The following is a 3600-nucleotide window of genomic DNA, read 5'->3' as shown; positions in this document are numbered from 1 at the left end:
AGGTGGCGCCGGGTGAGGCCGCGGGGCTCGGTGCGGGAGACGCCGTGCGGGTGAGCGTGGCGCCCGATCGGGTGCGGTTCGTCGCGGCATCCTGACGCTCGCGCCTCGCCGATATCGCGCGGAGCGCCCGCCGGTGGGAGCGCGCCCGCCGTGGCCACGGCTCGCAGTGGCGATGTCGGACCCGTGGGCGACAATCGGCCTATGAGCGAATCGACCGTCACCCGAGCAGCGGGTGCGCGCCTGCTGAGCATCGGCGAGTTCTCGCGATACGTCGGTATCAGTGTGCGGATGCTGCGCCACTACGACGAGCGCGGGCTCCTCACGCCCGCGTCGGTCGACGCGTTCACGTCGTACCGGCGGTACACGCCCGATCAGCTGCGCGTGGCGGGCCGCATCCGCACCCTGCGCGACGCCGGTTGCGGCATCTCGCTCATCGCGGAGCTCCTCCCGCTCTTCGCCACCCCCCACGTGCTGCGGGCGCGCCTCGCTCAGCACGCGGCCTCGCTCGAGACCGCGGCCGCCGAGCTTCGAGCGCAGCAGCGTCTGACGCTGTCGTTGGCCGACGCGCTCGACACGTCGCCGGCCGTGGTCGGTGAGCGGGTCTTCCCCGCCGTGCGGACGCTTCGGCTGCGGCGCACGGTGGCCTGCTATCCGGCGGAGGGTGAGCTCTGGGCCGACCTTCGCGACCTGATCGCCCGCCCGGACGGCGCTGACCCGGCGCGCTTCGGCGAGCTGGTCGGCGCCACCTACTTCGACGAGGAGTTCCGCGACGACGACGTCGAGATGGCGATCTGGCGCGACTACAGCGGGCCGTTTTCGCCGCAGGACGGGTTCGACATCGCTGAACTCCCCGCGCAGCGCGTCGCCTGGACCACCCACAGGGGAGACTTCGACACCATCGGGCGCGCGACCGAGATCCTCGGCACCTGGATCGCCGAACACGGGTTCGCGCGAGCGGGTGCCCTCTTCAATGTCTACGTCGTGGGGCCCGGGCGAGAGAGCGACCCCGCGAAGTGGGTTACCGAGGTCAACGTGCCGATCGCTTGACCCTCTCACTGTGGCAGGTCGCACTCTCGATGCAGAGGGCGGACGAGCCGCCCGAGACGAGAGAGGTCACACCCATGAGCGACACGAACACCGTGAACTACTTCGAGATCGGCACTCCCGACCCGCAGGCCGCTCGCTCCTTCTACGGGCAGCTGTTCGGCTGGCGGTTCGCGGCCGCCAATCCCGGCGGCTACGCCGCCGTGAACGAGAACGCCGGCGGGCTCTGGGACACGTCGCAGATCGGCGGTGAAGCGTGGGCGGTGTTCTACGTCGAGGTAGCGGACATCCGCGCGACGCTGCAGTCGGCGATCGAGCAGGGCGCCGAGGCGGTGCGGCCGCTCGTTGACAACGGGACGATCCTCTTCGCCCACCTCGCCGATCCGGCCGGCAACCGGTTCGGCGTGTGGCAGCGCAAGCTCGTCGGCTGACGAGCGAGACGGGGCCGCTCCCGCTGGTGAGTGCCCACAACTCCCGGACGCCGAGTCCGTGACGCACGGGACTCCAACTGAGTGTCCAGAACACCCGGGCCTCGCAAGATTCTCTCCGGGTGTTCTGGACACTCAGCCCGCCGGCTGGGCCTACGGCGCGGTGACGGGACGTGATCAGCGCCCGGGCGGACGGGTCAGCCGGAGACGACCCGCCCGTCCTCCAGCCGCACCTCGCGGTCCACCAACCCGGCAGGCACCTCGACGTGCGACACGAGCACCACGGCCCGGTCGCGATCGACCGCACCCAGCAGGTCGTTCAGCAGGGCCTCGGATGCCGCGGGGTCCACGCCCGCGGTCGGCTCGTCGAGCACGAGCACCGGGAACCCGCGCAGGAGCGCCCGCGCCAGAGCCAGGCGCTGCGCCTGTCCGCCCGAGACGAGAACCCCGCGGTCGCCGACCCGGGAGTCGAGGCCGCCGCGCTCGCGGACCCAGTCGTCGAGCCCGACCCGGGCGAGCACCGCCCACAGGTCGGCGTCGCTCGCCGTGTCGCGGGCGAAGAGCAGGTTCTGGCGCACCGACTCGTCGAACAGGAACGGCGCCTGCTCGATCAGCCCGACCGTCCGGCGCAGGTCGTCGCCGGAGAGCTCGCGCGCCTCGATGCCGCCCACGGTGTACGATCCCGCGTAGTCGAGGAAGCGCACGAGTACGTGGGCGAGCGTCGTCTTGCCCGCGCCGCTCGGCCCGGTCACGAGGACGCGCTCGCCGGGACCCACCCGCAGGTCGACGTCGTCGAGCCGCCCGGCGTCGCCGTCGGAGTCGCTGCGGGCGGGCCAGTGCGCCGCCAGCCCACGGAGCACGAGACCCTCGCCGAGCGCGGGGCCGGTGCCGGCGGCCGCGGGTTCGGTCTGCGGCAGGCCCTCGGGGACCGTCTCGGGCACCTGCTCGGCGATCCGCTCGGCTGCCGCCCGCACCTGCCTCCAGGAGGCGAGGGCGAGGGGAACCGGCCCGAACACCTCGAACACGGCCATCGGCAGTAGCACGACGACCGCGAGCCCCGGCCCCGAGAGGGTTTCGCCGGCGACGCCCGGAGCCGCGACGGCCAGGACCAGAAGCGACGCGGCACCGGCGAGCACCGAGACCGTGCCGGAGGTGAGCCCCTGCGCCACGCCTCGGCGGACCAGCGCCCCGCGCAGAGCGGCGTCGGCGGAGCGGACGCGCTCGCGCGCGGCATCCAGAGCCCCGTAGGCGGTCAGCACGTCGAGGTTGGTCAGGAGGTCGTGCACCGCATCGGCGACGGCGGTGCGAAGCGGCGCCACCGAGCGCTCCGCGCGGGAGCCCGCCGCCCACCCGACGGCCACGGTGACCCCGAAGGCCACGACGAGGCAGGCGAGCAGCACGAGTGCGGCCGGCCACGAGATGAACGCCGTGAAGACGACCGCGGCGAGAGAGGTCAGGGCGGCGGCCGACAGGGGCAGGCCGACCCGAAGCGGAAGGTTCTGCAGCTCCTCGACGTCGTCGACGACGCTCGAGAGGAGTCCTCCGCGGTGTGCGCGCCCGAGCCCGTCCGGCGCCAGGGGCACCAGCTCGCGCACGAGACCGGCGCGCACGCCCGCCAGCTGGTGCAGGGCCGCATCGTGGCTCGTCAACCGCTCGAGGTAGCGGAACACCCCGCGCGACAGCGCGAACGCGCGCACCCCGACGACGGCGGCCGACAGGTACATCACGAGCGGCTGCTCCGCCGCCCGCGCGATGAGCCATGCGCTCGCCGCGAGCAGCGCCACCGCGCTCAGCGCGGTGCCGAAGCCCGACAGCACCGCGGGCGCGAACCGACGACGCGAGGGCATCGCCGAGCGCAGGATGCCGCGCACCCGGGCGTTCACTCGCGTCCCTCCTGGTGGCCGGGGGCGGGGCGGAGGTGGCTGAGCTCGTCGAAGCCTCCGGTCCCTTCGACAGGCTCAGGGACCTGGCGTGCGGGCTCAGGGACCTCGCGTGCGGGCTTGAGGGCCTGGGCGATGTCGGTGTCGGGGCGGAGGTGGCTGAGCTCGTCGAAGCCTTCGGTCCCTTCGACAGGCTGAGGGACCTGGCGTGCGGGCTCAGGGACCTCGCGTGCGGGGTCGAGGGCCGG

General features: G+C 73.4%; 3 protein-coding genes and 1 pseudogene. 2 read left to right on the top strand and 2 right to left on the bottom strand.

The annotated features are described in order from the left end of the window. The first annotated feature begins 201 nt into the window (after positions 1-201). Both P2P98_RS05100 and P2P98_RS05095 read left to right on the top strand, forming a co-directional pair. Positions 202-1047 (top strand): MerR family transcriptional regulator, encoded by an 846-nt coding sequence (locus P2P98_RS05100; RefSeq protein WP_275797810.1) that lies wholly within the window; start codon positions 202-204, stop codon positions 1045-1047. Positions 1048-1121: 74 nt separating this feature from the next. Beyond that, positions 1122-1475 (top strand): VOC family protein, encoded by a 354-nt coding sequence (locus tag P2P98_RS05095; RefSeq protein WP_275797808.1) that lies wholly within the window; start codon positions 1122-1124, stop codon positions 1473-1475. A gap of 194 nt (positions 1476-1669) precedes the next feature. Here P2P98_RS05095 and cydC read toward each other — a convergent pair whose 3' ends face one another. Together cydC and P2P98_RS05085 are read right to left on the bottom strand one after the other, a co-directional pair. Further along, complete coding sequence (gene cydC / locus P2P98_RS05090) at positions 1670-3355, bottom strand: thiol reductant ABC exporter subunit CydC (RefSeq protein WP_275797806.1); 1686 nt, start codon at positions 3353-3355, stop codon at positions 1670-1672. After that, positions 3352-3600, bottom strand: a pseudogene (locus tag P2P98_RS05085) (hypothetical protein); the annotation flags it as partial. The gene cydC and the pseudogene P2P98_RS05085, both read right to left, overlap by 4 nt.

The organism is Microbacterium sp. Kw_RZR3, assembly GCF_029222405.1.
Classification (GTDB): Bacteria; Actinomycetota; Actinomycetes; order Actinomycetales; family Microbacteriaceae; genus Microbacterium.
The sequence above is the reverse complement of the archived record's forward strand: the minus strand, read 5'-3'. Positions and strand labels throughout refer to the sequence as shown.